The sequence below is a fragment of the Streptomyces sp. NPDC058457 genome, from assembly GCF_042720695.1.
Lineage (GTDB): Bacteria > Actinomycetota > Actinomycetes > Streptomycetales > Streptomycetaceae > Streptomyces.
Genome location: NZ_JBHXLU010000040.1, coordinates 34,086 through 56,557, shown reverse-complemented (window position 1 = coordinate 56,557; position 22,472 = coordinate 34,086). Strand labels below are relative to the sequence as shown.

General features: G+C 72.9%; 18 protein-coding genes. 13 read left to right on the top strand and 5 right to left on the bottom strand.

Annotated features, from left to right (window positions below; all coding sequences use genetic code 11):
• The first annotated feature begins 199 nt into the window (after window positions 1-199).
• The 6 genes from ACFWPS_RS28210 (at window position 200) to ACFWPS_RS28185 (ending at window position 7,946) form a co-directional block, all read left to right on the top strand.
• On the top strand, window positions 200-2,416 hold the full coding sequence (locus ACFWPS_RS28210) for an NADP-dependent isocitrate dehydrogenase (protein ID WP_383709430.1): 2,217 nt from the start codon (window positions 200-202) through the stop codon (window positions 2,414-2,416).
• A 135-nt stretch (window positions 2,417-2,551) separates the two neighbouring features.
• Window positions 2,552-2,803 carry a hypothetical protein gene (locus tag ACFWPS_RS28205; RefSeq protein ID WP_383709427.1) on the top strand — a complete coding sequence of 84 codons (252 nt, stop codon included), beginning with the start codon at window positions 2,552-2,554 and terminating at the stop codon, window positions 2,801-2,803.
• Window positions 2,804-3,226: 423 nt separating this feature from the next.
• On the top strand, window positions 3,227-4,591 hold the full coding sequence (locus tag ACFWPS_RS28200) for a bifunctional o-acetylhomoserine/o-acetylserine sulfhydrylase (RefSeq protein ID WP_383709424.1): 1,365 nt from the start codon (window positions 3,227-3,229) through the stop codon (window positions 4,589-4,591).
• Window positions 4,588-5,739 carry a homoserine O-acetyltransferase gene (locus tag ACFWPS_RS28195; RefSeq protein WP_383709505.1) on the top strand — a complete coding sequence of 384 codons (1,152 nt, stop codon included), beginning with the start codon at window positions 4,588-4,590 and terminating at the stop codon, window positions 5,737-5,739. The genes ACFWPS_RS28200 and ACFWPS_RS28195 overlap by 4 nt, the downstream gene beginning before the upstream one ends.
• Before the next feature lie 82 nt (window positions 5,740-5,821).
• Window positions 5,822-6,613: an N-formylglutamate amidohydrolase gene (locus ACFWPS_RS28190; protein WP_383709421.1), complete on the top strand. Its 792-nt coding sequence runs from the start codon at window positions 5,822-5,824 to the stop codon at window positions 6,611-6,613.
• Between the two features lie 58 nt (window positions 6,614-6,671).
• Window positions 6,672-7,946: a cytochrome P450 gene (locus ACFWPS_RS28185; protein ID WP_383709418.1), complete on the top strand. Its 1,275-nt coding sequence runs from the start codon at window positions 6,672-6,674 to the stop codon at window positions 7,944-7,946.
• 63 nt (window positions 7,947-8,009) lie between these two features.
• Here ACFWPS_RS28185 and ACFWPS_RS28180 read toward each other — a convergent pair whose 3' ends face one another.
• The 3 genes from ACFWPS_RS28180 to ACFWPS_RS28170 form a co-directional block, all read right to left on the bottom strand.
• Window positions 8,010-8,501, bottom strand: coding sequence for a hypothetical protein (locus tag ACFWPS_RS28180; protein ID WP_383709417.1), 492 nt, complete (start codon window positions 8,499-8,501; stop codon window positions 8,010-8,012).
• The gene (locus ACFWPS_RS28175) at window positions 8,498-9,073 is read right to left on the bottom strand and encodes an RNA polymerase sigma factor (protein WP_383709415.1); all 576 of its coding nucleotides are present in this window, start codon (window positions 9,071-9,073) and stop codon (window positions 8,498-8,500) included. The genes ACFWPS_RS28180 and ACFWPS_RS28175 overlap by 4 nt, the downstream gene beginning before the upstream one ends.
• A gap of 83 nt (window positions 9,074-9,156) precedes the next feature.
• The gene (locus ACFWPS_RS28170) at window positions 9,157-10,599 is read right to left on the bottom strand and encodes a S8/S53 family peptidase (protein ID WP_383709412.1); all 1,443 of its coding nucleotides are present in this window, start codon (window positions 10,597-10,599) and stop codon (window positions 9,157-9,159) included.
• Between the two features lie 149 nt (window positions 10,600-10,748).
• Here ACFWPS_RS28170 and ACFWPS_RS28165 point away from each other — a divergent pair, with 149 nt between their 5' ends.
• The gene (locus ACFWPS_RS28165) at window positions 10,749-13,313 is read left to right on the top strand and encodes a CHAT domain-containing protein (protein WP_383709503.1); all 2,565 of its coding nucleotides are present in this window, start codon (window positions 10,749-10,751) and stop codon (window positions 13,311-13,313) included.
• A 98-nt stretch (window positions 13,314-13,411) separates the two neighbouring features.
• On the opposite strand, the gene ACFWPS_RS28160 is transcribed toward ACFWPS_RS28165, so the two are convergent.
• On the bottom strand, window positions 13,412-15,148 hold the full coding sequence (locus tag ACFWPS_RS28160) for a LuxR C-terminal-related transcriptional regulator (RefSeq protein WP_383709409.1): 1,737 nt from the start codon (window positions 15,146-15,148) through the stop codon (window positions 13,412-13,414).
• A 94-nt stretch (window positions 15,149-15,242) separates the two neighbouring features.
• Here ACFWPS_RS28160 and ACFWPS_RS28155 point away from each other — a divergent pair, with 94 nt between their 5' ends.
• Window positions 15,243-16,322, top strand: coding sequence for a M12 family metallopeptidase (locus ACFWPS_RS28155; protein ID WP_383709406.1), 1,080 nt, complete (start codon window positions 15,243-15,245; stop codon window positions 16,320-16,322).
• 238 nt (window positions 16,323-16,560) lie between these two features.
• Here the strand turns inward: ACFWPS_RS28155 and ACFWPS_RS28150 are convergent, their stop codons facing one another.
• Complete coding sequence (locus ACFWPS_RS28150; protein WP_383709403.1) at window positions 16,561-17,409, bottom strand: sulfurtransferase; 849 nt, start codon at window positions 17,407-17,409, stop codon at window positions 16,561-16,563.
• A 403-nt stretch (window positions 17,410-17,812) separates the two neighbouring features.
• Here ACFWPS_RS28150 and ACFWPS_RS28145 point away from each other — a divergent pair, with 403 nt between their 5' ends.
• The 5 genes from ACFWPS_RS28145 (at window position 17,813) to ACFWPS_RS28125 (ending at window position 22,471) form a co-directional block, all read left to right on the top strand.
• Window positions 17,813-18,733, top strand: coding sequence for an ABC transporter substrate-binding protein (locus tag ACFWPS_RS28145; RefSeq protein WP_383709400.1), 921 nt, complete (start codon window positions 17,813-17,815; stop codon window positions 18,731-18,733).
• Window positions 18,734-18,850: 117 nt separating this feature from the next.
• The gene (locus ACFWPS_RS28140; protein WP_383709397.1) at window positions 18,851-19,888 is read left to right on the top strand and encodes an ABC transporter substrate-binding protein; all 1,038 of its coding nucleotides are present in this window, start codon (window positions 18,851-18,853) and stop codon (window positions 19,886-19,888) included.
• A gap of 5 nt (window positions 19,889-19,893) precedes the next feature.
• On the top strand, window positions 19,894-20,646 hold the full coding sequence (locus ACFWPS_RS28135; RefSeq protein WP_383709395.1) for an ABC transporter permease: 753 nt from the start codon (window positions 19,894-19,896) through the stop codon (window positions 20,644-20,646).
• Window positions 20,643-21,404 (top strand): ABC transporter ATP-binding protein, encoded by a 762-nt coding sequence (locus tag ACFWPS_RS28130; RefSeq protein WP_383709392.1) that lies wholly within the window; start codon window positions 20,643-20,645, stop codon window positions 21,402-21,404. The genes ACFWPS_RS28135 and ACFWPS_RS28130 overlap by 4 nt, the downstream gene beginning before the upstream one ends.
• The gene (locus tag ACFWPS_RS28125; protein ID WP_383709389.1) at window positions 21,401-22,471 is read left to right on the top strand and encodes a phosphotransferase enzyme family protein; all 1,071 of its coding nucleotides are present in this window, start codon (window positions 21,401-21,403) and stop codon (window positions 22,469-22,471) included. The genes ACFWPS_RS28130 and ACFWPS_RS28125 overlap by 4 nt, the downstream gene beginning before the upstream one ends.
• Window position 22,472 lies beyond the last annotated feature (1 nt).

Below are 22,472 nucleotides of genomic sequence, written 5' to 3'. Positions count from 1 at the left end.
GTGGTCGGTCCGGCCGCCGGGTCGGTGGTGGCGCGCATGGTGGCTCGTTTGTCATGACCACCCTTTGGACCGATCCGGTTGCCCGTCGTATGACAACCGGACAACCGGATCTTCCGAGTCGCGGACCCCTGTCGAGCATGGGTCGATCACGAGATATCTTGATGTCGAGCAATGTTGCAGACGTGGAGCGGAGCACCCGGTGACTGACTCGACCATCATCTACACCTACACAGACGAGGCCCCGGCCCTCGCGACGCACTCGTTCCTGCCGGTGATCCAGGCGTATGCCTCGCAGGCCGGTGTCGCCGTGGAGACCCGCGACATCTCGCTGGCCGGACGCATCATCGCCCACTTCCCGGAGTACCTGAACGAGGACCAGCGCCTCCCCGACGCGCTGGCCGAGCTGGGCGACCTTGCCAAGACGCCCGAGGCCAACATCGTCAAGCTGCCGAACATCTCGGCCTCGATCCCGCAGCTGAAGGCGGCCGTCGCCGAGCTCCAGGGCAAGGGCTACGCGCTGCCGGACTACCCGGACGACCCGAAGTCCGACGAGGAGCGCGAGATCCGCGCCCGCTACGACAAGGTCAAGGGTTCCGCCGTGAACCCGGTCCTGCGTGAGGGCAACTCGGACCGCCGCGCCCCCGCCTCGGTCAAGAACTACGCCAAGACCCACCCGCACCGCATGGGCGCCTGGACCCCCGAGTCCAAGACCAACGTGGCGACCATGGGCGAGAACGACTTCCGCTCCACCGAGAAGTCCGCGGTGATCTCCGAGGCCGGCGCGCTGAAGATCGAGCTGGTCGCCGAGGACGGCACCACCACCGTCCTCCGGGAGTCCGTACCGGTCCTCGCGGGCGAGGTCGTCGACGCCTCCGTACTGCACGTCGCGCAGCTCAACGACTTCCTGGCCGCGCAGGTCGCCCGTGCCAAGCAGGAGGGCGTCCTGTTCTCCGTGCACCTGAAGGCCACGATGATGAAGGTCTCCGACCCGATCATCTTCGGTCACGTGGTGCGCGTCTTCTTCCCGAAGACGTTCGCGAAGTACGGCGAGACGCTCAAGGCGGCCGGCCTGTCCCCGAACGACGGTCTGGGCGGCATCCTCAAGGGCCTGGAGAACCTGCCCGAGGGCGCCGAGATCAAGGCCTCCTTCGACGCCGAGATCGCCGAGGGCCCGGCCCTCGCCATGGTCGACTCCGACAAGGGCATCACCAACCTGCACGTGCCGTCGGACGTCATCGTCGACGCCTCGATGCCGGCCATGATCCGCACCTCCGGCCACATGTGGGGCGCGGACGGCCAGGAGGCCGACACCCTCGCGGTCATCCCGGACTCCTCCTACGCCGGTGTCTACCAGGCCGTGATCGAGGACTGCCGGGCCAACGGCGCCTTCGACCCGTCCACCATGGGCTCGGTCCCGAACGTGGGCCTGATGGCGCAGAAGGCCGAGGAGTACGGCTCCCACGACAAGACCTTCGAGATCGCCACGGCCGGCACGGTCCGCCTGGTCGACGCGGCCGGCAACGTCGTGATCGAGCAGCCGGTCGCCGCCGGTGACATCTTCCGCGCCTGCCAGACCAAGGACGCGCCGATCAAGGACTGGGTGAAGCTGGCCGTCACCCGCGCCCGCGCCACCGGCGACCCGGCCGTCTTCTGGCTGGACGAGGGCCGTGCGCACGACGCGCAGCTGATCGCCAAGGTCGAGCAGTACCTCTCGGAGCACGACACCGAGGGCCTGGACATCCGGATCCTCTCCCCCGTCGAGGCGACCAAGCTGTCGGTGGAGCGCATCCGCCGCGGCGAGGACACCATCTCCGTCACCGGCAACGTGCTCCGTGACTACCTGACCGACCTCTTCCCGATCCTGGAGCTGGGCACCAGCGCCAAGATGCTGTCGGTCGTCCCGCTGATGGCGGGCGGCGGCCTGTTCGAGACGGGCGCCGGCGGCTCCGCGCCGAAGCACGTCCAGCAGCTGGTCAAGGAGAACTACCTGCGCTGGGACTCCCTCGGCGAGTTCTTCGCCCTGGTGCCGTCCTTCGAGCAGTACGCCGACTTCACCGGCAACGCCCGCGCCAAGGTCCTTGCCGACACCCTCGACCGCGCCACGGCGACCTTCCTCAACGAGGACAAGTCCCCGACCCGTCGCGTCGGCGGCATCGACAACCGCGGCAGCCACTTCTACCTGTCCCTGTACTGGGCGCAGGAGCTGGCCCGGCAGACCGACGACGCCGACCTGGCCAAGGCGTTCGCGCCGTTCGCCGAGTCGCTCGCCGCCGACGAGCAGAAGATCGTCGACGAGCTGCTCGCCGTCCAGGGCTCCCCGGCCGACATCGGCGGCTACTACCAGCCCGAGAAGGCCAAGGCGGACGCGGTCATGCGCCCGTCGGCCACCTGGAACGCGGCGCTCGCGGCCCTCTGAGCCGAAGCCGCCTCCTGAAGTCCCCAAGTCTCCGCCCCGGCAGGCACCCCGCCCGCCGGGGCGGAGCCCTGTCCGGCCCTGTCACTCCGGCAGCGTCGGCTCCAGGTCCAGCCATCGACATGGCCCGCGCCAAGAGTGCAGGAGCGGGGGCTGCTCAAGCACGCCAGGATCGCCGGGTCGATCAGCGCCGCCCTGCGCGCACGCGGCACGGACGAGCTGACCGCCCGGCCGGGGGCGGAGGTGGGGATGCTCGCCTTCAGAATCGCCGTTGAGCGCTGGCTGGAGTCGGACGACGGCGAACCGCTCGCCCTCCATGCCGTAGCGGCCTCGAACGAGCTGCGGACACGCGCGGCCGAACTCGACTCCCGATCCCGCCCTTCAACCTGACACCGAGGGCCGGATCTCCCCTGTCCGACCTGGTGCCGTCGCACCCACGCGTCGAGGTCGCCGACGGCACGGACGCAGACCTCGCAAGACGTCCTCGCCGCCCTCGCACCGGCCACATGAGTCGCGCGGCATGACGCACGTATGTCGTTCGTGAAGTCTGCGTGTCACGCGCGGTGCGCGGCTGGTCCGCCGTGACCCGCTGTGGTTCGCTCGACCCATGACGGTGCTTGTGACCCAACGCCATGTCGTCCACGTGCGTGTCACCACCACAGGGTGTCGCGCCGGGAGCTGACGCTCCGCTCCGGCCCTTCGCACGCCCTCCCCGTCTTCCCCGTCCTCCCCGTCTCTCCTGTTCCACCCTGTTCTGCCGACGCGTGCCCGTACGCGCACGCCGTCGTGCCTTCCCGCACGAGGAGCAGCACCATGAGCCAGCCCATCGACTCCGTCACCGCCGGTCACACGCCCGAGGAGGCGCCCGCCGGGCCCGACACCTCGGCCTGGTCGTTCGAGACCCGGCAGATCCACGCCGGGGCCGCGCCGGACCCGACGACCGGCGCCCGGGCGACGCCGATCTACCAGACGACGTCGTTCGTGTTCCGGGACACGCAGCACGCCGCCGACCTGTTCTCGCTCGCCGAGCCCGGCAACATCTACACCCGCATCCACAACCCCACCCAGGATGTCTTCGAGCAGCGGATCGCCGCCCTGGAAGGCGGGGCCGCGGCGGTCGCCCTGTCCTCCGGGCAGGCCGCGGAGACCCTGGCGATCCTGACGCTGGCGGGCGCGGGCGACCACATCGTGTCGAGCACGTCCCTCTACGGCGGCACGTACAACCTGTTCCGGCACACGCTGCCGAGGTTCGGCATCGAGGTGTCCTTCGTGGACGACCCGGACGACGCCGAGGCCTGGCGGGCGGCCGTCCGCCCCAACACCAAGGCGCTGTTCGCAGAGACGCTGGGCAACCCCCGCGGCAACGTGCTCGACGTGCGGGCGGTCGCGGACGTGGCGCACGCGGCGGGGGTGCCGCTGATCGTGGACAACACGGTTCCGACTCCCTACCTGCTGCGGCCCCTTGAGCACGGCGCGGACATCGTGGTGCACTCGGCGACCAAGTTCCTCGGCGGGCACGGCACGGCGATCGCGGGCGTGGTCGTCGACGGGGGCAGCTTCGACTTCGGCGCGCACTCCGACCGCTTCCCCGACTTCACCGAACCCGACCCCAGCTACCACGGCCTGCGCTACTGGCCGGCGCTCGGCCCGGGCGCGTACGCGATCAAGCTGCGGGTGCAGCTGCTGCGCGACCTCGGCCCGGCGCTCTCGCCGCACTCGGCGTTCCTGCTGCTGCAGGGCGTGGAGACGCTGAGCCTGCGGCTGGAGCGGCACTCGGCCAACGCCCAGGCGCTGGCCGAGTGGCTGGAGCAGCGCGACGAGGTCGCCGCCGTCCACTACCCGGGCCTGCCGTCCAGCCGCTGGTACGAGGCGGGGCAGAAGTACCTGCCGCGCGGCGCCGGCGCGATCGTCTCCTTCGAACTGCGGGACGGGATCGAGGCGGGCAAGCGGTTCGTGGACGCCGTCGAGCTGTTCAGCCACCTCGCCAACATCGGTGACGTCCGCAGCCTGATCATCCACCCGGCGTCCACCACCCACAGCCAGCTGGACGAGGAGCAGTTGGCTGCGACCGGGACCACGCCGGGCCTGGTGCGGCTGTCGGTCGGCATCGAGAACCTCGCCGATCTCAAGGCCGACCTGGAGGCCGGATTCCGCGCCGCCAAGGGCGCGGCGTCCTGAACGCCGTACCGCATCCCGAGAGTTCCCTTCCCCTTCCGCCGGCCTCCGGGGCCTGGCGGGAGGGGGATCCGCCGGGTCGTCGGCAGTGGTACGCGGCGGAGAAGCCGCTGCCGCTGGAGGCGGGCGGTGAACTTCCCGGCGTACGGCTGGCGTTCGAGACCTGGGGCCGGCTCGCCCCGGACGCCGCCAACGCCGTGCTCGTGCTGCACGCCCTCACCGGGGACAGCCATGTCGCCGGGCCCGCCGCGCCGGGGCATCCCACCCCGGGCTGGTGGGAGGGCGTGATCGGGCCGGGGCTGGCGCTGGACACCGACCGCTGGTTCGTCGTCGCCCCGAACGTTCTGGGCGGCTGCCAGGGCAGCACCGGACCGGCCGCGGAGCGAGCCGACGGGCGCGGATCGTGGGGCGGTGCCTTCCCCTTCCTGACCCAGCGCGACCAGGTCGCCGCCGAGGCCGGGCTGGCCGACGCCCTGGGCATCGAGCGGTGGGCGCTGGTCGTCGGCGGCTCGATGGGCGGGATGCGGGCCGTGGAGTGGGCGGTGTCGTACCCGGAGCGGGTGGCGGCCCTGCTGCTGCTCGCCACGACGGCCGCGGCGAGCGCGGAGCAGATCGCGTGGTCGGCCATGCAGCTCACCGCGATCCGCACCGACCCCGACTGGCAGGGCGGCGACTACCACGGCACCGGACGCGCCCCGCACACCGGCCTGGGCCTGGCCCGGCGGATCGCCCATGTCACCTATCGCAGCGAACCCGAGCTCGCGATCCGCTTCGGCCGGACCCCGCAGGGCACCGAGAACCCCTTCGACGGCGGCCGCTACCAGGTCGAGTCGTACCTCGACCACCATGCCGCCAAGCTGGTACGGCGGTTCGACGCGGGCAGTTACGTGGTGCTGTCGGAGGCGATGAACGCCCATGACGTCGGCCGCGCCCGGGGCGGGGTGCGGGCCGCACTCGGCCTGGTCACGGCCCGCACCCTGGTGGCGGGCGTGGACTCCGACCGCCTCTATCCCCCGGCCCAGCAGGCCGAGTTGGCGGCGCTGATCAAGTCCGCGGACCGGCTCCGGGTGATCGAGTCGCCGTACGGCCACGACGGCTTCCTGATCGAGACGGAACAGGTGGGCGCGCTGGTGCGGGAGCTGCTGGCCTGACAACTCATTGCCCCCTTCGCCGGTCGTCGATGTGACACCTTGATCCCGCACCCTGCCACCGACAACGCCCCGGGAGCCGCCCGTGTCCCAGCCGTCGTACGCGCTCCTGCCCGGCGCCGCCGATTCGCCCGTGATCCTGCACGTGCCGCACTCGGCACGGACCATCCCGCCCGGGGTACGGGCCGGCATCGTGCTCGACGACGCCGCGCTGGAGCGGGAGCTGGACCACATCACGGACGCGCACACGGCGGAGCTCGCTCAGGCCGCGGCCGCGCTGGCCGGGGTGGCCCCCTGGCGGTTCGTCAACCGGCTGTCCCGGCTGGTCGTCGATCCCGAGCGGTTCCCGGACGAGCGGGAGGAGATGCTCGCCGTCGGGATGGGGGCCGTGTACACGCGGACCACGCACCGGGGGGTGCTGCGGGACGAGTCGTCCGACCCCGGGCCGTTGGTCGAGCGGTACTTCCGGCCGTACGCCCGGGCGATGACGGAGGCCGTCGCCGGGCGGCTGGCCGCGACCGGGCGGGCCGTGGTGATCGACGTGCACTCCTATCCGAGCCGGGCGCTGCCCTACGAGCTGCACGGGGCGGGGCCGCGGCCGCCGGTGTGCCTGGGCACGGACGCCTTCCACACCCCGGCCTGGCTGACGGAGGCGGCCCGCGAGGCCTTCGCGGGGTGCGGGGAGACAGGGCTGGACAGCCCGTTCGGCGGGACCTACGTGCCACTGGAGTTCTACGGGACGGACGCGCAGGTGGGCGCGCTGATGGTGGAGATCCGGCGGGACCTCTACATGACCGAGCCCGGCGGTCCGGCGGGCCCGGGAGCGGGCCGGCTCGCCGCCGCCCTCGCCGCGCTGGTGGACGCCGTCGGCCGCTGACCCTCCGGCTGGAGCATTCCGGCAGGACACGGGGTGAGGGCCGTACGACCGTGGAGGCATGACCACGGAGATGACCGCGCCCACGCCCACGGAGACGACCGCGCCCGCGACGGCGGAGCCGGTCCCACCCGTCTGCGAGGCCGGGCCGCCGGTGCGGGACTGGCCCGCGCTCGAACTGGCGGGCACGGACTTCGACCCGGTCCTCGCCGCCCTGATGGCGGAAGGGCCGGTGACCCGGATCCGGCTGCCGTACGGCGAGGGCTGGGCGTGGCTCGCCACCCGGTACGAGGACGTCAGGACCGTCACCAACGACCCGAGGTTCAGCCGCGCCGAGGTCACCCGGCGCCAGGTGACCCGGCTTGCCCCGCACTTCAAGCCCCGGCCGGGCTCCCTGGCCTGGGCCGACCAGCCCGACCACAACCGGCTGCGCAAGCCGCTCGCCGGTGCCTTCACGGTCGGCGCGATGAAGCGGCTGCGGCCCCGGGCGCAGGCGATCCTCGACGAACTGGTCGACGGGGTCCTACGGGACGGGCCGCCCGCCGATCTGATCGAGCGGGTGCTGGAGCCGTTCCCGATCACCGTGGTCAGCGAGGTGATGGGGGTGCCGGAGGCGGACCGGGACCGGGTGCACGCCTGGACCCGGCAGATCATCTCCACCTCGGGCGGGGTCGAGGCCGCCGACGCGGCGAAACAGGGGCTGTACGGGTGGATCACCGAGGCGGTACGCGCGCGTGCCGGCAGTCCGGGTGACGACGTGTACTCGCTGCTCGGGGCCGCGGTGGCCCGCGGCGAGATCGGCGAGGAGGAGGCCGTCGGGCTGGCCGGTCCGCTGCAGATCGGCGGCGAGGCGGTCACCCACAACTGCGGGCAGATGCTCTTCCTGATGCTGACGCGGCCGGAGCTGATGGCGCGGATGCGGGAGCGGCCGGCGGAGCGCGGGCCGGTCCTGGACGAGCTGCTGCGCTGGATCCCGCACCGCAGCACGGTCGGGCTCGCCCGGATCGCCCTGGAGGACGTCGAGCTGGGCGACGGCACCCGGATCACGGCCGGCGACCCGGTCTACGTCTCCTACCTCGCCGCCAACCGCGATCCGGCCGTGTTCCCCGACCCGGACCGCATCGACCCCGACCGCGATCCCAACCCGCACCTCGCCCTCGGCCACGGTGCGCACTACTGCACGGGCGCGGTCCTGGCCCGGCTGCAGACCGAACTCCTGGTCGACACCCTCCTCGACCGGCTGCCGGGGCTACGGCTCGCGGTGCCGGCCGAGGGGGTGGAGTGGCGCCGCAAGACGATGATCCGGGGGCCGCGGACGCTGTCGGCCACCTGGTGACCCGGTGTCACATAGCACTCTGCCTGGCGACCCGGAGTGGTATGTGACATACCACTCTCCGCCTCACGCCCGCAGCCACTCCGTCACGATCACATCCCCGCCCGTCCGCAGCCGCAGCGCGAACGGCCCGGCGGGTGGGGTGTCGCCGGCGAAGCGGCCCATGCCGTCGACGGTGAGCGGGCGGGCCACCGCCGGACCGCCGAGCACCTCGATCCGCGCGGACTGCGGGGGCAGCAGTTGGCCGAGCAGCCCGTCGCCGGTGACCTCGACGTCCACGGTGAGATCGCCCGCCCGGAAGGTCAGCATCCGGGGCGGGTCCTCGACGCCTCTGACAGGGATGGCGTCGACCAGGGAGTCGAAGGTCAGCTCGGCGACCCGGGCCTCCAGGTCGTGCAGCACGTAGGCGTCCATGGCCAGTTGGAGCAGCTCGGCCGGGAGCGGGTCGAGGACGGCGGCCGCACGGCGCAGTTCCTCCTCCAGGAGGTCCGCGTCGAACTCGGCGTCGAACTCGGCCTCGTCGAAGCCCTCGTCGGCCGGGAAGTCGTCGTCGCTCACACCGCACCCCTCGCGTCGAGCCGGGCCCGGAGCCGGCGCAGACAGCGCTGGCGCAGCGGGCCGATGCTGCCCACGGCGATGCCCAGCGCGACGGACACCTCGACATAGCTGGGCGGCGGCGAGGCCATCAGGACGCGCAGCAACTGCCTGCAGCGGTCGCCGAGTTCCTCGAACTCCTGCCAGACGAGGCGGATCCGCTCCGCCTCGTCCGCCTCGTCCTCCGCGTCGATCAGGGACTGTTCGGGCGTACGGTCCTCGCTGATCCGGTCCAGGACCTGGGGATCGTCTGTCGGCAGCAGCCGGGTCAGTCCCCGGATCACCTTCAGGCACTCGTTGCGCGCCGTGCTGGCCAGCCAGGAGCCCGCCTTCTCGGGTTCCCGGATCCGGCCCAGATGCTGGGCGAACCGGAACCACACGGTCTGGTACACCTCGTGCCCGTCGGCGTCGGAGAGCCGGTGCGCGCGCACCACCGACCACACCAGTGGGCTCAGCCCTTCAACGAGCGCCTTCCAGGCCGCGGCGTCGCCGTCGACGGCGGACTGGACCAACGCGCCGACCTCTGCTCGGTCCACGGTCCCACCCCTCGTGTACGGCAAGTCATCGTACGCCGTGGAGGGGAGTGTTCCGGAACTCGGGCCGGAACTCGGGCCGGAAGTCAGGCCGTCGTAGCCAGCCTGACGACCGGGACCGGCTGCCAGCTCGCCGGGCGGAGCGCCGGCACATGGGCACCGCGCACCTCGGCGTACTCCGCGATGTTCTCCAGGAGTTGGGTGCGGGCAGTGCGCGGGTCGGGCTCCTTGCTGGTGCTCATCCGGTCGGCGACGAGGCCGGCCACGATGGGGGTGGCGAACGATGTTCCGCTCCACTGTGCGAACCCTTCGAACATCACTTGGTCCGGTTTGCCGGGGCCGGTCGTCCCGGTGTCGGTCAACACGCCGGTGTGGCGCGGGTACTGGCAGGTGCAGGCGTAGGTGAAGCCGAACCGGCAAGCGTCGTAGGTGGTGTGCTGGTACACGTACGGCACGGGTGCGTCGAAGCCGGCCATGGCACCGATGAGTTGCTCACCGGGGGCGTAGACGTTCACCCAGCTGCCGTAGTTGGTGAAGCAGGCGCCGTACTCGCCGTCGCTGCGCAGCGCGCCGACCGAGAGGACCGCGTTCTCGTAGCCGGGCAGGCCGGCGCAGGCCGCGGGCCAGAAGGAGGTGGCGCTGCTGTTGTTGCCGGCGGCGGCGACGAGCAGGGTGGACTGGGCGCGCAGGGCGTCCATGAAGGCCTCGACGGCGAGCAGTCCGTCGGCGCTGCCGTTCGAGGTGCCTGCGGAGAGGCTGATGACGTCCGGCCAGCCGTGCTGGTCGACCGCCTCGAAGAGCTTGCCGCCGAACTCGGACTCCAGGATGGCGCCCGCGTCGTTCAGGGTGTTGGTGACGGTGATGTCGGTGTTGGGGGCGAGGGCGGCGATGAGTCCGGCGATGAACGTGCCGTGGCCGACGTACTGCTGGAGGATGCCGTCCGCGTCGGTCTCGGTGACCTGCAGGTCGCCCTGGACGCGGTCGAGGAGCGGGTAGGAGCGGTAGTCGTGCACCAGGCCGGTGTCCATCACCAGCACGCTGACGGCGGTGTCCGGGTCGTAACTGCCGACCACGGGCTGCGGGTTGGGGATCTGGGTGAGCAGGGCGGGGAGCGGTTCGCAGGGGTTGCAGGAGTTGGCGTTCCCCGTGGTGGACACGATGTGGTTGCGGCTGACCAGGCGGCGCCCGGCGCGGCCCTCCGCCTCCCGCAGGGCGCGCAGCGCGTGCCCGACGGCGCGGTCGCCGGTGCGGTCGCCGTGGTTCGGGTCGCCGACCTGGATGCGGGTGACCCCGGTGCGGTTGGTCTCCGGTCCCGCCCTGCGCACCTGGTCGGCGACCAGGCCGGTGGTGGCGGTGAAGTGGGCGCGCACGGTGTCCTCGACGACCCGTGCCTCCGCGCCGTCGCGGGCGAGGACGACCCCCTTCTCGTACAGGAACTCGGCGGCGTCGTCCGGCCCCATCGCCAGTGGGACGTCCGGCATGGAGCGCTGGATCTGTTCGAACTGCTCATGGAATCGCTGAGGTGCCATGGCCTGTCCTCCCCCGGAAACGGCGTTCTTCAGTCAGAGTCACGGGCCCGCCGCCTGATACAGCGCCAAACCTGTGGGGCATGTATGCCCAGGCCACTACCATCCGAGGGGTGACTGCGCGAAGCGATTCGGTTACGGAACTGCTGCCGATGGTGTTCGCCGCCCCGGGCGAGGCCCTGGCGCGGGCGGAGCAGGTCCTTCGGTCCGATCCGACGCCCCTGGACGCATCCGTCGCCCACCAGGTCATCGGCATCTGGCAGCGGGACTTCGGGGACCTCGCGGTGGCCCTCGACCATCTGCGGCGTGCCCGGGACTTCGCGGCCCGGGCGGACTCGGCGGACCGGGAGGCGGACGTCCTCGCCGCCCTCGGTGTCGCCCTGGTGCATGCGGGGCGCACGCGGCAGGGTCTGGCCGCGCTGGACCGCGGGGTGGCCCGGGGCAACGGGCACACCCGGGCCCGGGTGCTGTACCGGCGGGCGTTCGCCTCCTGGGTGCTGGGCCGGCACAAGGAGGCCCTGGAGGATCTGCGGCGGGCGATACCGGTGCTGCGGCAGGCCGACGACGTCATCTGGACCGCACGCGCACTGAGTGTGCGGGCCACCGTGCATCTGGCGATGGGCGCGGTGGAGCGGGCGGACGCGGACTTCACGGCGGCGGAGCTGCTGTGGGAGACGACGGGCCAGGAGCACGACAAGGCGGTCGCCGTGGAGAACCGGGGCCTGGCCGCGTACCGGTCCGGCGACATCCCGGCGGCGCTGCGGCTGCTGGCCGAGGCCAAGGAGCGGTACGACGAGCTGGGCACGCCCCCGTTCATGCTGTACATCGCGCGCTGCGACGTGCTGATGGCGGCCGGTCTTGCCCCGGAGGCGCTGGCCGAGGCGGACGCGGCGATCGCCACCCTGGACCGGATCGGCGGGCAGTCCACCCGCAAGGCCGAACTGCTGCTGACCGCCGCCCGGTCCGCGCTGTCGACCGGGGACGCGCAGACCGCGATCGCCCGGGCCGCCGTCGCCGTACGGCTGTTCTCGGGGCAGCGGCGGAGCTGGTGGGAGACGCATGCGCGGCTGGTGCTGATCGAGGCGCGGGTGGCGGGCGGGGCCGCGTCCGGGCGGCTGGTGCAGGACACGGCGGCGGTCGCCGACCAGCTGGCGTCCTTCGGTGCCCCGGCCGCGCCGGAGGCCTCGCTGCTCGCCGGGCGGATCGCGCTGGCGCTGGGCTGGACGGCGGATGCGGAGCGGCATCTCGCGGTGGCCGCGCGCAGCCGGCATGTGGGTCCGCCGCTGGCCCGGATGACCGGCTGGGCCGCGCAGGCGCTGCGGGCCCGGGCGGCCGGTTCGGGCCGGGGTGTCCTGGAGGCGTGCCGGCGCGGCCTCGACGTCCTGGACGACCACCGGATGACGCTGGGCGCCTCGGAGCTGCGGGCACGGGCCACCGCGCAGGGTGCCGAACTGGCCGCGCTGGCCCAGCAGGCGAGCCTCGCGCACGGCGGGCCGCGCCGCCTGCTGGAGTGGAGCGAGCGCTGGCGGGCCACGGTGCTGTCCACTCCCCCGACCCGGCCGCCCGCGGACCCGGACCTGCTCGCCTCGCTCACCGCGTTCCGGGAGATCGCCTCGCGCGCGGAGGAGGCTCGCCGGGAGCGCCGTCCGGTGCCCGCCCTGGAGCGTGAACAGCGGCGCCTGGAGCGGGAGATCCGCGCCCGCACCCATCACACCCGGGGTGACGCGCCCGGCGGCGGCGACCGCTTCGACCCGGCTCGGCTCCTGGACCGGCTCGGTGACGCGCGGCTGGTCGAACTCGCCGTCCTGGACGGCCGGGTGCACATCCTGCTGTGCGGGCAGGGCCGGGTACGGCGCTTCGTGGGCGGCCTGCTGGCGGAGGCGGTCGCGGAGGCGGAGCACGTCCAGGCGGGGCTGCGACGGCTCGCGCATCCGGGGGCGGAGGGGCGGCTGCCGGTGGTGGAGGCCGCCGGGAAGCGGCTGGAGGAGCTGCTCCTCGGCGCGGCGGCGGACCAGCTCGGCTCCGGGCCGGTGGTGATCGTCCCGCCGGGTGCGCTGCACCGGGTGCCCTGGGCCTTGCTTCCCTCCCTCCGGGAGCGGGTGCTCAGTGTGTCGCCGTCGGCGGGGAGCTGGCTGCGGGCCCGGGAGACCGAGCCGCCGCCGGGCGGCCGCCATGTGCTGGTCCGGGGGCCGGGGCTGGCGACCGGCGGCGCTGAGGTGCCCGAAGTGGCGGGCCGGTACGCGGCGGCCCGGATCCTGGAGCACGAGGACGCTCAAGTCCCGCGCGTTCTACAGGAGTTGGACGGCGCCGCGCTGGCCCACATCGCCGCGCACGGCACGTTCCGCGCGGACAGCCCGCTCTTCTCCTCGCTGCGGATGGCCGACGGCCCGCTGATCGTGCACGACTTCGAACGCCTCGCCCGCAGCCCCTACCGGATCATCCTCTCCAGCTGCGACACGGCCCGCCTGGCGTCGGTGGGCGCCGATGAACTCCTCGGCCTGGTCACGGCGTTGCTGCCGCTGGGCACGGCCGGGGTGGTGGCGAGCAGCGCACCCGTCAACGACGCGGCGGTGGTCCCGCTGATGCTGGCCCTGCACAAGGGGCTGGGCGCCGGGCTGTCGCTGGCGGAGGCGCTGCGCGACGCCCGGGCCGCTCTGCCGGGCGACGCGCTCCACCAGGCGACGGGGTGGGCGTTCGCCGCGTTCGGGGCGGCCTGAGATCGGCAGCGCCCCCGAAGGGGCGCGGGGAACTGCGCGACCAGCCACCACGGCGCCGCACGCGATCGACGACATGAGGCGGCACTTCCGGCGAAGCCTCAGGCCGACTGCCGGTCCGGCTGTTCCACCAGCCACGGCAGGGCCGCGCGGTCGCTCGCGCCGAGGCGGGTGTAGGCGCTGTAGAGGTGGTTGCCCACCGTCCGTACGGACAGGGTCAGTTGCTCGGCGATCTGGCGGTTGCTGAGGCCCGAGGCGGCGAGGGTGACGATCTGGCGCTGGCGGGCGGTGAGTTCGCCGAGCACCAGGCCGGCCAGGGCCGGGGTGCGGGTGCCCTGGCAGCGGCGGGCGAGGGCGACCGCGCGGGTGCGGGACATCCGGGCGGCGCGCGGGTCGCGGTGGGCGCGGACGGCCTGGGCGTGGGCCTCCGCCGCGAACAGCAGCAGGCCGCGCTCCGCCAGCGCCTCGGCCGCCCGGTCCAGGGCGGGTCCGTCGCCGCGGGCGAGGGCCTCGGCGTGCCGCGCGAGCACGCCGTCCAGCCGCCGCACGGCTCCCGCGGCCCCCTCGGGCTCCCCGAGCCGTACGGTGCCGTAGTGCGCGAGACCCCCGTCCCCGCGCACTACGGCACCTTCCCCCGACTCGGCGGCGGCCCGGGCGAGTTCGGTACGGCAGGAGGCGTCGCCCGGCGCCGCCCGCAGTCCCTCCCTCGCCCACGCCGCCGCCTCTCGCAGCTCCCCCCGAAGCCACGAGTACCGGGCACGCACGGCCGCGTACCCGGCCGGTACGGGCAGGCCTCCCGACGCCAGCCACTCCCCCACCGGGGCCGACACCTCCCGTACGTCCAACTGCTCGATGTGTCGCTCCAGTTGCCTTTGTTCGTCCTTCAGGGCGGGCTCGCACTGGTCGGGGGTGCGGGCCAGGCGCCGGGCCCGCAGCCGGCCCGCCGAGGCGCGCAGCGCGGGGCCGTGCAGCGGGTGGGCGAGGCGCACCGCGCCCCGGTCGTCGACGTGGATCAGGCCGTCTGTCTCCAGCCGTTCGAGGACGGCCAGGTCGAGGCCGTCGTCGAGGTGGAGCGGCAACGGCTCGGCAAAGGCGAGGCGTTCGAGGGTGTCGCGCTCTCCCGGCCCCCGTCGGCCCAGCAGGGGTGCGACACGGTCCCGTACGGTCGCGGTGAGCGGCAGCCGGCCGCGCCAGGCCCACTCTCCGGTGTCCGGGACCCGGGTCAGCGGACCGGACTCGCGCAGCGCGCCGAGCAGGTCGCGCAGCAGCCGCAGATCGCCTCGGCACACCCGGTGCAGCCGGCGCACGGTGAGCGGTTCCAGACCGCCGCCGGCGAGCAGCCGGTCCGTCTCGTCGTACGGCAGCGGTTCCAGGGCCAGGTGGGTGAGGAGTTCGCCGGTCCACAGCCGGGAGACGGCGCCGGGCAGGGGTGCCGGGTCGGCGGCGGCCACCACGAGCCGGGTGCGGCCGTGCACGGCAAGCTGGTGGACGAGGGCGGCCGAGGCCTCGTCGAGGAGGTGGGCGTCGTCGACGACCAGGAGCCGTACCCCGGACAGGTGCCGGACCGCGCCGGGCAGCGAGACGCGGTCGGAGAGCAGGTGTGCGAACGCCGCGAACGGGAGGGTGCTGGTCTCGGGGGTGCCGGTGACCCGGACGCAGTCGGTGCCGCGGACCGCTTCGGTGATCAGCCGGGTCTTGCCGATGCCTGCCGGGCCGGTCACCACGACACCCTGCCGTCCCGCCACCGACGACCGTCTGACCAGCTCCAGTTCGTCCGCCCGGCCGGTGAACGGCCAGGGCAGTTCGAGGGTTCGTGCATCCCGTTCGTAAGTCGTCACGTGAGTATGAGTCGCGTTACTCAGCTCTGATACAGGGGGACTTGAGTAGCTTCCGACTCAGGCGTCCGGCCGGGTCGAACGGCAGTCTGGGCGCATGGCCCGACGCTACTGCTCGCTTCCGCAGCAGTCGGCCCCTGCGTTCGCGCCGGGACTGACCGCCGAGCGGCTCGGCGCGCTCGTCGGCGGGCGGCGGATGTGGGTCAACGGCACGGCTCTGCACTACTACTTCTTCGACGCCGACAGCGACGCCTCGGTGATCCCGGTCCCGGGGACCGGGGAGACCCGCCGGGTGGCGTGGGCCGGTGCCAAGGAGCAGCGGGACGTGGTGCGCGAGTGCTTCCGGGAGTGGCAGGATCTCGGCATCGGGGTGCTGTTCGCCGAGGTCTTCGACCGGTGCGAGGCGGAGCTGCGGATCGGCTTCCAGCTGGGTGACGGATCCTGGTCGGCGGTGGGCCGGGACGCGCTCTCGGTGGGCGCCAACGATCGCACGATGAACCTGGGCTGGGACCTGACCGAGTCCGGCGGCCGCTGGACGGCCCTGCACGAGATCGGGCACGCGCTCGGGATGCAGCACGAGCACCAGAGCCCGTTCGCGGGCGTCCACTGGGACGACGAGGCGGTCTACGCCGACCTCGCCGGAGCGCCGAACCACTGGAGCCGGGACCGCACGGACTTCAACATCCTGCGCAGGCTGGACCCGTCCGAGGCCAACGGGTCGGTGTGGGACCCGCAGTCCGTGATGCAGTTCCCCTTCGGCCCGGGGCTGGTCCTGGAACCGGAGCACTACCACAGCGGCCTCTACCCGCCGGGGTCGCTGTCCCCGGCCGACAAGGAGTTCGTGCTCCGCTGGTACCCGCCCGCCGATCCGCCGGCCGAGCTGGTGCCGTTCCGCTCGGCACCGCTCAGCCTGGGTCCCGGCGGACAGGCCGACTTCGCCGTGGAGCCGCCGGAGACCCGCGTCTACAGCGTGGGCACCTTCGGAGAGAGCGACTCCGTCGTCGTGGTCTTCGAGGAGCGCGACGGGGAACCGCGCTACCTCGCCGGCCACGACGACGGAGGCACCCCGCACAACACCAGGATCAGGGTCCGGCTCGTCAAGGGCCGCCGCTACTTCGTCCGCGTCCGTCTCCACTCCACGTGGGGGTCGGGGGAGACAGCGGTCATGTGCTGGTGACACCGGCACACGACGGCGACGCGGAGGTCGGACCACTGTCCGGCGCCGGGGGAAGCAGCCGCGCGGACGCCACCTTCGGGGGAGGGAGACGTCCGCGCGGCAGCTCCGGTGCGTGGGAACGCACTTCGGGGCAGCCGACCCAGGGGCGCGGGGCCCCTGTCGATATGCGGCTCCGCCGCGGGGGCGCGATCAACCCCCACGCACCCGCTCCCGGCAGCGCACCGCCCCACCCCTCCCGCTAGCCGCCCAACTCCAGCGGCCGTTCCGGGTCCTTGGACCACTCCTCAAGTGAACCGTCGTACACCGACACGTCCTCACGGCCCAGCAGCGTGAGCGCAAGCGCCGCCCCCGCCGCCGAGATCCCCCCACCGCAGTAGAGGACGACGGGCGAAGCGTCACCCAACTCCCGCACCGTCTCCTGGAGTTCGGCAGCCGGCAGCCCTCGCCCCGGCAGGCTGACGCTCCCCGGAATGTGCCCCCGCCGGCTGTACCGGCTCGGCACGGACCCGGCGTACCCCCCGGAGGGCAACGCACAGACGAGCACCCCCGGCCGCTCCCCCCTGCTGATCGCCGCCACCTCCTCGATGTCCGACCAGAGCCCGGGCCGCGGCAACGGCGTCAATGGCACGGCGGCGGGCCCGGGGCCGCGGTCCCCCGCGGCCACCGGTCGCCCCGCCGCCTCCCACGCCGCCAGGCCGCCGTCCAGCACCGCGGCCGGTACCGAGATCGCACGCAGCATCCACCACAGCCGGGCGGCCCAGATTCCGCCCCCGGTGTCGTAGACGACGACCTCGCTCCCCTCCCCCACGCCCAGCCGGGCCAGCGCGGCGGCGAGCGCGTCCGGCGCCGGGACGGCGAAGTGGTACGGCGCACCGGGGTCGGAGAGGTCACCGGTGAGGTCGGCATGGCGGGAGCCGGGAACATGGCGCTCGGCCCAGCCTGCGCGGCCGGAGGCGGAGCGATGGTCGCCGTCGTGGCGGGGCGAGGGCAGCAGCGCGGTGGCGTCGAGGACGGCCAGCCGGGGGTCGTCCAGGTGGGTCGAGAGCCAGACGTCGTCGACCAGGGGGCCGGGCAGCAGGGTGGTCATGGCGGGCGATCGTACGCCCGCGACCTGGACGTCTCACCAATCGGGCATGCGCATCCCATATCGCGGACGTGGCTTGCACAGCAGGCAGGAGCTGCGGTTATGGTTTCGGCCATCTACGCGGGAGCCCCTCCCCGACCGGGCTGAGAGGGCGTCTGGGATCCGTGTGCCGCGATGGCGGACACGGTCCCCATGGGGACGCCGACCGCACCAGCAGCGCCATGCGCCCCGCGTAGGAGTTCACGTGTCCACAGCAGTCGAGCCGCGGCCCCCCGTGTTCCGTCACGCCGCCCGCTCCTGTTGTTGTCGCGCGTGCTGTCGCCGGTCCCGCTGACCGCCGCCTCCCTCGCCTCCTCCACCCCGCTCACCTCCGCGCGCCATCGCGCGCCGCTTTCGGAGTACCTCCATGCCGCACATCCGGGTCATGCTCGACTATTTCCACCCATGGCCGAATTCATCCGGTCTGTACGTCGCCCGTGCCCGTGACGGGTACGCGGCCGCGGGCCTGGACGTCGAGCTGGTGGTGCAGGACCCGGGGCGCGGGGACACGCTGGAGTACCTGGCCCGGGGCGAGGTGGACTTCGGGATCTTCCCGCCGAACCGGCTGCTCGCCCGCCGGGCGTCGCTGGGCCAGCCGCTGGTGGCCGTCGCCGCGGTCAACCACCGCGGCCTGGAGGCGATCCAGACCACGACCTCGACCGGCATCACCCGCCCCCGGGACCTGGCGGGCCGCCGTCTCGCCTACAACCCGACCCCGCGCGGACGGGCCATGGTCCGCCATCTGGTGGCGGCGGACGGCGGCGACCCGGACGCGGTGATCACCGTCGACGCGGGCTCCCGCGAACTCACGGTGGACGACATCGAGGCCGGCGAGGCGGACGCCACCTTCGGCAACTACTGGTCCTGGGACGCCCTGCGCGGCGACCTGCCCGAGCACAGTCGGCTGACCTGGCCGGTCGACGAGATAGGCGCGCCCCGCTACCACAGCTACCTGCTGGGAACCAGCGAGCGACTGCTCGACGAACAGCCTTCTCTGGTACGGGACTTCCTGGCTGTGACGGCCCGCGGATACGCCACCGCCGCCCACGAGCCCGACGCCACGCTGGAGATGCTGGAGCGGGTCATCCCGTACTTCCCGCGTCCGCTCATCGCCCGCTCCCTCGCCCTGATCGCGCCGACGTGGACGGACCCGGAAGGCCGTTGGGGCGTGATCGACGAGGGCCGGATGGGCCCCTACGCGCACTGGCTCGCCGAGAACGGTGCCATCGCGCACGACCACGACTGGAACCGGTCCTTCACCAACAGCCTGCTGGACGTGACCGCATGACCCTGCTCACCCGGCGGCTCGCCGTCGACTTCAAGCGGGTGGACAGCGCGCTGTGTCGGGCCTGACCGCCCCGCACCGCCGCCCGACTCCCCTCCCCCGTACGAAGGACCCTCCACCATGCTCCGCCGCACCGCGCTGCCGGCCCTCGCCGCCCTGGCCCTCCTCGCCGTCACCACCGCCTGCTCTGCCGACGCCGACTCCACGGCGGCCGCCAAGGACGGCACCACCACCGTCACCCTGGCCCTGGACTGGACCCCCAACACCAACCACACCGGCATCTACGTCGCCCAGGCCAAGGGCTGGTTCAAGGACGCCGGGATCGATCTGAGGATCGTGCCCTACGGCTCGACCGCGCCCGAGACCCTGATCGCGAGCCACAAGGCCGACTTCGGCATCTCCTACCAGGAGGGTGTCACCACGGCCCGCGCGGCCGGCCAGGACATCACCTCCGTCTACGCCGTCACGCAGAAGACGGACGTGACCGTCTCGGTACGTGCCGACCGCACCGACATCACCTCGCCGAAGGACCTGGACGGCAAGACCTACGCCGGGTTCGGCGCCCCCTACGAGAAGCCGCTGCTGCAGAAGGTGATCAAGAACGCGGGTGGCAAGGGCGACTTCAGGCAGGTCACCCTCAACACCTCGGCGTACGCGGCGCTGTACGCCGGCAAGGCGGACTTCGCGATGCCGATGCCGACCTGGGAGGGCCTGGAGGCGAAGCTCAGCGGGAAGCCGCTGAAGGACTTCCAGCTCTCCGACTACGGCTTCCCGGCGATCTACTCCACGCTGATCGCGTCCTCCGACCAGTTCCTGAAGAAGAACCCGGCGGTGGCGAAGAAGTTCCTGGCGGCCGTCGACAAGGGCTACCGCTACGCGGCCGAGAACCCCGGCCAGGCCGCCGACCTGCTCATCGCCGCCAACAAGAGCGTGCTCACCAACACCAAGCTGGTGAAGGAGAGTTCGCAGTTGCTGGCCAAGGAGTACTACAAGGGCGCCGACGGCACGATCGGGACGCAGAGCGCGGCCCGTTGGAAGGCCTTCGCCGACTTCGAGTACGGCGCCGGGCTGCTCGTCGACGCGAACGGCAAGAAGCTCACCAAGGCGCCGGACACCTCGACCTTCTTCACCAACGCCTACCTCCCGGACGCCAAGTGAGGCCGGTGCTGCGGTCGTTGTGGCCGCCCTTGCTGGTGCTCGCCGTGGTCGTCGGCGGCTGGCAGCTGTACGTGACGGCGGCCGGGGTCGACCCGACCACCCTGCCCTCCCCCGCCCGGGTGGTGGAGCAGGGCTGGGCGAACCGCCAGGACCTGTGGGACCAGACGCTGCCCACGCTCCAGGAGACGCTGCTCGGCTTCGCCCTGTCGTTCACGGCGGCCTGGCTGGTGGCGGTGGTGCTGGACTTCTCCGCCGCCGCCCGCCGGGGCCTGTACCCGCTCCTGGTCGCCTCCCAGACGATCCCGATCGTGGCCGTGGCGCCCCTGCTGATCATCTGGTTCGGCTTCGGGCTGCTGCCCAAGATGCTGGTGGTCACGCTGACGACGTTCTTCCCACTGGCCGCCAACCTGGCCGCGGGCTTCGCGGCGACCGACCGGGAGGCCATGCGGCTGCTGCGCTCACTGGGAGCCGGCCGCTGGCGGGCGTTCCGGCTGGTGCGGGTGCCGAGCGCGATGCCGTACTTCTTCGCGGGGCTGCGCGTGAGCATCACCTACGCCGTGGTCGGCGCGGTGTTCGCCGAGTACGCAGGCGCCGAGTCGGGGCTCGGGATCTACATGCAGGCCCAGAAGAGCGCGTTCCGGACCGACCTGGTGTTCGCGGCGGTCGCGGTGACGGCCGCGCTGAGCATCGCCCTGTTCGGAGCCACCTGTCTGCTGCAGCGGCTGGTGCTGCCCTGGGAACGAAAGGCCGGGAAATGAGCAGTCTGCGCATCGCGGGCGTGGGCAAGTCCTTCGGTTCACTGGAGGTCCTGCGGGGCCTCGACCTCACCGTGGAGCCAGGCGAGTTCGCCGCCGTCATCGGACCCAGCGGCAGCGGCAAGAGCACCCTGTTCAACCTGGTGTCCGGGCTCGACCAACCGACCTCCGGTCAGGTGCTGGTGGAGGGCGAGCCGGCCGGGGTGGCATCCGGCAAGGTCGCCTACATGCCGCAGAAGGACCTGCTGTTCCCGTGGCGGACGGTCCTCGACAACACCGCACTGGGCCTGGAGGCACAGGGCGTGCGGAAGAGGGAGGCGCGGGCGCGGGCCGACGCGCTGTTCGCCGACTTCGGCCTCGACGGCTTCCAGAAGGCGTACCCCGCCCAGCTCAGCGGAGGCATGCGGCAGCGGGCCGCGCTGCTGCGCACGGTGGTCCTGGAGCGGCCGGTGCTGCTCCTCGACGAGCCCTTCGGCGCGCTGGACTCGCTGACCCGCACGGAGATGCAGCTGTGGCTGGCCGGCATGTGGCAGCGGCACCGCTGGACGGTCGTCCTGGTCACCCATGACATCCGGGAGGCGGTGCTGCTCGCCGACACCGTCCACGTCCTGTCCCCGCGCCCGGCCGCGGTGGTGGACCGCGTCGAGGTCCCGCTGCCCCGCCCGCGCAGCGCCGACGACTTCACGGCACCCGGGTTCGCGGCGACGGAACGCCGGATCCTGGACTCCCTGCGCGGCACAACGGCGGTGCGGACCCCATGAGTTCACATCTCGCCCACGGTCTGGGCACCGAGCCGGTCGAACCTGACTGGCCGCCGCTGACCGACACCGAGGTCACGGCCGTGACCGGTCCGGCCCGGGTGGTGTGGCGCAGCCCGCGCCCGCTGTCGGCGGCGGCCGTCGTGGACCGGGGCGGACGGCGGCTGTTCGTGAAACGGCACCATGTCTGCGTACGCACCCCGCAGGGTCTGGCGGAGGAGCACGCGTTTCTCCGGCACCTGCGGGAGCGCGGGGCACCCGTGGTGGAGGTCCTGGACCTGGTGGAGCGCGGCGAGTGGACGTACGAGGTCCACTCGGCCGGGACCGGCACCGACCTGTACCGGGACGCGCTGTCCTGGTCGCCGTTCCTCGGTACGGCCCATGCCCGGGCGGCCGGCGAGGCGCTGGCCCGGCTGCACCTGGCGGCGGAGGGTTTCGCCGCACCGCGCCGCTCACCACAGCCGCTGGTCGCCTCCTTCACGGTGTTCGCGGCCCCGGACCCCTGGGCCGCGCTGAACACGTACATATCCGAACGGCCGCGACTGGCAACGGCGTTGGCGGATCTCCCCTGGCGCGAGGACACCCACCGCGTGCTGCTCCCGCGCCACGAGCACCTGGCCCCGCACCTCCCGGCGCTCAGCCCCCTCTGGACCCACAACGACTGGCACGCCTCCAACCTCCTCTGGGGCGAGGACGGCGAGGTCGCCACGGTCCTGGACTTCGGGATGAGCGACCGCACCACCGCCGTGCACGACCTGGCCACGGCCCTGGAACGCAACACCGTGCAGTGGCTGCATCCCGACCGTCCGGTCCAGGAGAAGCACGCGGTCGAACTGCTCCGGGGATACCGGTCGGTGCGCCCGCTGAGCGCCGCCGAATCGGCGGCCCTGCCCGCTCTTCTCCCCCTGGTCCACGCCGAGTTCGCCCTGTCCGAGCTGGACTACTTCCACGGCGTCACCCGGTCGCCCGCGAACGCCCGGCTGGCGTACGAGTACTACGTCGGCCATGCCGAGTGGTTCTCGGGAACGGTCGGCCACCGGCTCCTTGAGCTGGTGGCCGACCAGGTGTGAG

Bases quoted from the DNA above. Each gene is read 5' to 3' on its own strand.
- ACFWPS_RS28150 (WP_383709403.1), bottom strand. From the start codon at position 17,409: ATGACCACCCTGCTGCCCGGCCCCCTGGTCGACGACGTCTGGCTCTCG.
- ACFWPS_RS28140 (WP_383709397.1), top strand. From the start codon at position 18,851: ATGCTCCGCCGCACCGCGCTGCCGGCCCTCGCCGCCCTGGCCCTCCTC.
- ACFWPS_RS28170 (WP_383709412.1), bottom strand. From the start codon at position 10,599: ATGGCACCTCAGCGATTCCATGAGCAGTTCGAACAGATCCAGCGCTCC.
- ACFWPS_RS28130 (WP_383709392.1), top strand. From the start codon at position 20,643: ATGAGCAGTCTGCGCATCGCGGGCGTGGGCAAGTCCTTCGGTTCACTG.
- ACFWPS_RS28125 (WP_383709389.1), top strand. From the start codon at position 21,401: ATGAGTTCACATCTCGCCCACGGTCTGGGCACCGAGCCGGTCGAACCT.
- ACFWPS_RS28155 (WP_383709406.1), top strand. From the start codon at position 15,243: ATGGCCCGACGCTACTGCTCGCTTCCGCAGCAGTCGGCCCCTGCGTTC.
- ACFWPS_RS28200 (WP_383709424.1), top strand. From the start codon at position 3,227: ATGAGCCAGCCCATCGACTCCGTCACCGCCGGTCACACGCCCGAGGAG.
- ACFWPS_RS28185 (WP_383709418.1), top strand. From the start codon at position 6,672: ATGACCACGGAGATGACCGCGCCCACGCCCACGGAGACGACCGCGCCC.
- ACFWPS_RS28165 (WP_383709503.1), top strand. From the start codon at position 10,749: ATGGTGTTCGCCGCCCCGGGCGAGGCCCTGGCGCGGGCGGAGCAGGTC.
- ACFWPS_RS28145 (WP_383709400.1), top strand. From the start codon at position 17,813: ATGCCGCACATCCGGGTCATGCTCGACTATTTCCACCCATGGCCGAAT.